Origin of the sequence: Hydrocoleum sp. CS-953, from assembly GCF_002260545.1 — a bacterium.
Taxonomy (GTDB): Bacteria; Cyanobacteriota; Cyanobacteriia; order Cyanobacteriales; family Microcoleaceae; genus Trichodesmium.
On record NZ_LGSU01000679.1, the window covers coordinates 1 to 4,204 of the forward strand.

General features: G+C 37.6%; 2 protein-coding genes. One reads left to right on the plus strand and one right to left on the minus strand.

The annotated features are described in order from the left end of the window. Positions 1-1,026: 1,026 nt before the first annotated feature. The gene (gene mtnA, locus AFK68_RS07770; protein WP_094672259.1) at positions 1,027-2,085 is read left to right on the plus strand and encodes an S-methyl-5-thioribose-1-phosphate isomerase; all 1,059 of its coding nucleotides are present in this window, start codon (positions 1,027-1,029) and stop codon (positions 2,083-2,085) included. 261 nt (positions 2,086-2,346) lie between these two features. On the opposite strand, the gene AFK68_RS07775 is transcribed toward mtnA, so the two are convergent. Then, on the minus strand, positions 2,347-3,858 hold the full coding sequence (locus tag AFK68_RS07775; protein WP_094672260.1) for a glycosyltransferase family 39 protein: 1,512 nt from the start codon (positions 3,856-3,858) through the stop codon (positions 2,347-2,349). Positions 3,859-4,204: the final 346 nt, after the last annotated feature.

The following is a 4,204-nucleotide window of genomic DNA, read 5'->3' on the forward strand; positions in this document are numbered from 1 at the left end:
AACCACATCGTCACAACCAAAACCTTGTAGGGACTAACCATGGTTAGTCCCTACTGTGGTCTACTGAAATGAAAACCGCTGTAACTATTCAGGTATTGGCCCTCAACTTTGTAGCTCTTTTCTAGGAGGTGGTCTGTCAACAGCTTTTGAATTAATTAGGGCTTGCTGAAAAAGTCTTATGGGTGAGGGTAGGAGTCAACCCACCCCTAACCCCTCCGGTGGAGGGGAAGTCATTTCAGTTATCAGTCAGGATAAATGGGGAATGAGCGAGGAGGCAGGAGGAAGAATTATCCCTTGATTTTTCAGCCAATAGTCAACCCAAAATCCTAACTTTTTGCAGCTCTAGAGAACAAAAACCTTGTACTTTTTCCAGACCTAAAAAGGCTTTAGCCTTTATCTGTCAATGGTTTTAGATTTAATCAGCAAGCCCTAATTAATGAGTAATACCAGTTTGCCAAATGTTTGGTAGAAATAGTTAGGCTGCTGCTTAGGAGTCACCAGAAATATAATCTAACAATTTTTTATGGTCAGCCTCTATTATTAATCAAAGAGACATGAAAATAACTTTCTTTTTTCATCCTTAGCATAAGGTTAGATAATGTGCTTTTACATTAACTTTTAATTCTAACTAAGAGAGTGAATGTAGAAGCAAATATTAAGACAGCTATAGTGCTTAATATTCGGTATTTTTGGTGGGTTACGCTGGACAGTTAATAGTTTGGTTCGCTACTCATTAAGTATTGTCTCTTAACCCACCCTACTGCCGTGTCAAGCCTTAAATGTTACTTTATAAAAATGGCAGAATACTGATTTTTCAAAGTTTTTACTTAAAAATCTAATACACTATTTTAAGCTTGAAGCGCCACTACGCCTAGATTTAATATTCCTTTTACAAACAGTCTCTAAATATTTCAATTCTGATTTATACTTCAAAGAAAATAAATGAATGCCTAGCATCTACTAGCTAAAAGCTAAATGCTGAGGATTCTATTATTGCCAAAAAAACTATAATTAGGAGAAAATATAATGTCTAAAATTACAGAAGTTAATCCGATTATCTGGCAAAATAACCAGGTTTTATTAATTGATCAAACTCGCTTACCAGGAGAATATAAAATTGTAGAAATTAACAGTTCTGAAGAGATGGCAAAAGCTATTAAAACAATGATAGTTCGTGGGGCACCAGCCATCGGTATATCAGCAGCTTATGGAATGTATTTAGGAGCCAAAGAAATTTCCATAACTGATAGAAATGAATTCTTAAAACAGCTAGAAGAAATAGCAGTAATATTACGACAAACTCGCCCAACTGCTGTTAATTTATTTTGGGCAATTGAGCGAATGTTAAAAGTAGCAAATCAAACTAATGGAGCTGTAGAAGAAATTCAAACAGCCTTATTAGAAACCGCTAAAAATATTCATGCAGAAGACTTACAAACTTGTAAAAATATAGGCGATCGCGGACTAGAAGTTTTACCAACTACTCCAGAAAAATTGAACATATTAACCCACTGTAATGCTGGTGCTTTAGCAACTGCTGGTTATGGTACAGCTTTAGGTGTTATTCGTTCCGCGTGGCGAGAGGGAAGATTGGCCAAAGTCTACGCTGATGAAACCCGTCCCCGTCTCCAAGGAGCAAAACTTACTACTTGGGAATGTGTCCAAGAAAACATACCCGTCACCCTAATTAGTGATAATATGGCAGCCCATTGTATGAAACAAGGTTTAATTCATGCTGTAGTAGTGGGAGCTGACAGAATAGCAGCAAATGGGGATACTGCCAATAAAATTGGTACTTATAGTCTAGCTATTGTGGCCAAAGCACATAACATTCCCTTTTTTGTAGCTGCACCCCTATCAACTATAGACTTTAAAATATCTGATGGTAGTCAAATACCAATTGAAGAAAGGGATGCCAAGGAAATATATCAATTAGGAGAAACGCGCATTTGTCCAGAGGGAGTAGAATTTTATAATCCGGCATTTGATGTTACACCTGCCGAATTAATTGCAGGAATAATGACAGAATATGGTACAGTTGCGCCGGGAGAATTAGAACAATTTAGGATCAAGCAGTTAGTTTAATTATTGCTCTGCTGATTAATTCTCGCGCGCATTGACAGATAAACGCTTTAGCTTTTTTAGGTTGAAAAAAGTGCCAACTTTTCGATGGAAAAAGCTGAAAAATTCAGCATTTTATGCAGACAAAGGCAGAAAAATCAAGGGATAATTCTGACTCCTATCTCCTCTAAATTCCCCGTTTCTCCTGACTCCGTACCGATGTTGCATGAAACGCCCCTACGACTCCTGACTCCTACCCCTACCAAAATACTTTTTCAGCAAACCCTAATTAGATGTCTCAGAAGTACGGGGTGTTAACAAGAAAAGCTCTAATGTGCCATTAACCTTAATTTTGTAAACTTCTTCAGCTTTAAACTTCTTTTCAATGCCAGCCAGTAAGGTTGGTGATGGATTAGCATATGCTAACCAGATGCGCGATCTAGTTTTTGGTAAACTTTCCAGCCAACTTTCTACAGCTTGGGGATCATCTTTAGGTGTGTCTATTCTTACCTCAATAGTTGCAGAACCCCTATAGTAATGATTCAGCGCTCTGGGAATTGACTGATTAGCTTTCCAAACAATTACATCCCCAGACTGCTCGTTGGTTTGAATCAGTTGGACAAAACCCCGCCAATCTTCTCGATCCTTTACTGTATAGTAACGCTTTAACCCCCCACCAACAGCAACGAAATATATCAGAGCGATCGCCACTGCTGGAATTCGCCACCTACGCCAAACCACCATAAACCCTGCTGCCAAAAGAATAAAGATATAGGGGGCAGTAAACATAATATAGCGATCTACCCAGATAGAACGGGAAATTTGAGAAACTAAAAATATTGGAATTAAAGGTAAAAATCCCCAAGCAGCAGCCCAACCAAGTTTATATGAATTTCGTTTTTCAAAAAAAGCTAAACCTATTAAGCTGGCTACCATTACCGAGTAGAGATTGTAAAACCAGAAAATGGCCTCTGAATTAGCTCTGCCAAATGACCAAGCGGTAAAACGACCAGGTTGTAGTAGTACATTAATAATAGTGGGGGCAGATTTTAAGTTAGCTGTTACATTTTCTAAACTTGTTTCTACTGTTCCTCTAAATCCACCCATAAAGTTAGCCGAAGTAATAGCTATATTAATTACCAGAGGAGACCATAATAGAATAATAGCAATCAACCCAGCAACAAAACTCAATAATACACGCTTTTGTTTACGAAACTTCCAACCGAATAAAACTATGTCCGGTAGCAATAAGAGTAAATTTAGTCGTGTAGAGCGAATAGCTAAGTATCGAGCGATCGCCCAAAAACCAATAGAAAACTTATTGGGAGATTCCAAAGCAGAAGTTAAAGCCAGAGTACCAAGCAATCCCAAAAAAGTGCTAACTCCATACATCCGCACCTCTTGAGCATGATGAATAAACAAAGGCGAAATAGCAACAAATAGGGCGGAAATTAAACCCACAGGTTTGCTCGCTAGACGGCAACCAAGTCGATAAGTTAAGAAGACACTACCCAAAGTAAAAACAAGGCATAGCCCCCGCAGCCAACTATCGCTGTAGCTAAAGAGCATCCAACCTTTGAGGAGAATGAGATGGATACGGCCTCTCCACAAGAGATCTAAAATATCTCTTTTTGCTCGATCTACACTGATGAGTTCATCTATCCAAAGACTTTCTGTGCCTAGTTGATAGAGATATAATCCAGTAGCTAATAATAGGATTAAAGTAATAGGAAATATCTGCCAAAATAAATCGGACTTTGCTTGATTTTTTGTAAAAGAGGAAATTTTTTCTTTCATAGTAGATCCACCACAAAATTATCGGAAAGTTAGGAAAATATAGATGATTTTGTTCGGCGCTGGTGAATCAAGATATGAAATCCAAGTTGGTACTACAAGAAACTGGGTTTATTGGAGAAAGATGTCAGTATGATCAGGCATCTAAATATCAACCCGGTTTATACACTTAAAAAAAATCATATATCAAATCACCAACACCTTTTGTTCAATAAACATCTGCAGAAAATAAAATCGCCCTTTATTTGGCATTAACTATAGTTGTAAAATTTGCTAACAAAATATTTTTTAGTTCCTTTTTTATCAAAATATATTGCCCTTACCCCTTTTCCTATTCCCTGTTCCCTAA

What these genes read in the sequence shown, in the direction of transcription:
- AFK68_RS07775 (WP_094672260.1), bottom strand. Translation starts at nt 3,858, where the DNA reads ATGAAAGAAAAAATTTCCTCTTTTACAAAAAATCAAGCAAAGTCCGAT.
- mtnA (WP_094672259.1), top strand. Translation starts at nt 1,027, where the DNA reads ATGTCTAAAATTACAGAAGTTAATCCGATTATCTGGCAAAATAACCAG.